At 67.3% G+C, this 1,750-nt stretch carries 1 protein-coding gene; it reads right to left on the reverse strand.

The genetic code is table 11. The features are described from left to right. Positions 1–1,750 (reverse strand): acetyl/propionyl/methylcrotonyl-CoA carboxylase subunit alpha (locus CH285_RS00005; protein ID WP_217901781.1); only part of this gene is annotated, 1,750 nt, incomplete at both ends.

Consider the following 1,750-nt stretch of genomic DNA (forward strand, 5'->3'; position numbering starts at 1 on the left):
AGGACGGTGCCTTGGGTGATGGCGTCGCCTGCGGTGACGCTCAGGCCGGTGATGGTGCCTGCTTTGTGGGCGGTGACGGGGTTTTCCATTTTCATCGCTTCCAGGACGGCGACGAGGTCCCCGGCGGCGACTTCCTGGCCTTCGTCGACGGCGACTTTGACCACGGTGCCCTGCATCGGTGCGGTCACGGAGTCACCGGAGGCTGCGCCGGCTCCGGCACCGCCACGGGTGCGGGCCTTGGGCTTGCGCCGTACCGCACCGGCATTCCCGCCGCTGCCACCGCCGAGGGTGAGCTCGCCCGGCAGCGAGACCTCGACGCGTCGGCCCCCGACCTCGACGATGACGGACTGCCGCGGCAGGGCCTCGTCGTCGTCGATCGGTTGCCCGGCGGTGAACGGGGGAACCTGGTTGTCCCATTCGGTTTCGATCCACCGGGTGTGCACGGAGAAGGAGTCGCCGTCGCCGATGAACGCGGGATCGGAGACCACCGCAGCGTGGAACGGGATCACCGTCGCCAACCCGTCGACGGTGAATTCGGCCAACGCCCGACGCGAACGGGCGAGGGCTTCCTCGCGGGTGGCTCCGGTGACGATGAGTTTGGCGAGCATCGAATCGAACTGGCCCCCGATCACCGAGCCGGATTCGACACCGGAATCGACGCGGACTCCCGGGCCGGAGGGGGCGGTGAAGGTGGTGACCGGTCCGGGGGCGGGCAGGAACCCACGCCCGGCGTCTTCACCGTTGATCCGGAACTCGAACGAATGCCCCCGCGGTTCGGGGTCTTCGGTGATGGTCAGTTCTTCGCCGTTAGCGATGCGGAACTGCTGCAGCACCAGGTCGATGCCGGAGGTTTCCTCGGTGACGGGATGCTCGACCTGCAGCCGGGTGTTGACCTCCAGGAACGAGACCAATCCGTCTTGGCCGACGAGGTATTCGACGGTCCCGGCGCCGTAGTAGCCGGCTTCGAGGCAGATCGCTTTGGCGCTGGAGTGGATTTCTTTGCGTTGGGCGTCGGTGAGGAACGGGGCGGGGGCTTCTTCGACGAGTTTCTGGAAGCGGCGTTGCAGGGAGCAGTCGCGGGTGCCGGCGACGATGACGTTGCCGTGTTGGTCGGCGATGACCTGGGCTTCGACGTGGCGTGGTTTGTCGAGGTAGCGTTCGACGAAGCATTCCCCGCGCCCGAATGCGGCGACGGCTTCGCGGGTGGCGGAGTCGAACAGTTCGGGGATTTCCTCGCGGGTGCGGGCGACTTTCATGCCGCGGCCGCCGCCACCGAAGGCGGCTTTGATGGCGATGGGGAGGCCGTGTTCGTCGACGAACGCGAGGATTTCGTCGGCGTCTTTGACCGGTTCGGAGGTGCCGGGGACCGAGGGGGCTTTGGCGCGGGCGGCGATGTGGCGGGCGGTGACCTTGTCGCCGAGGTCGCGGATGGACTGCGGGGACGGTCCGATCCAGATCAGGCCTGCATCGATGACGGCTTGGGCGAAGTCGGCGTTCTCGGAGAGGAATCCGTAGCCGGGGTGGATGGCGTCGGCTCCGGATTTGGCGGCGGCGTCCAAGATTTTGTCGATGACCAGGTACGACTCCGCGGAGGTTTGTCCGCCGAGTGCGAATGCTTCGTCGGCCAGGCGGACGAACGGTGCGTCGGCGTCGGGTTCGGCGTACACAGCGACACTGGCCAGCCCGGCATCAGCGGCCGCCCGGATCACCCGAACCGCGATCTCACCACGATTGGCAACAAGAACCTTGG

Source organism: Rhodococcus sp. 05-2256-B1 (assembly GCF_002258465.1).
In the GTDB taxonomy this organism is placed as follows: Bacteria; Actinomycetota; Actinomycetes; order Mycobacteriales; family Mycobacteriaceae; genus Rhodococcoides; species Rhodococcoides fascians.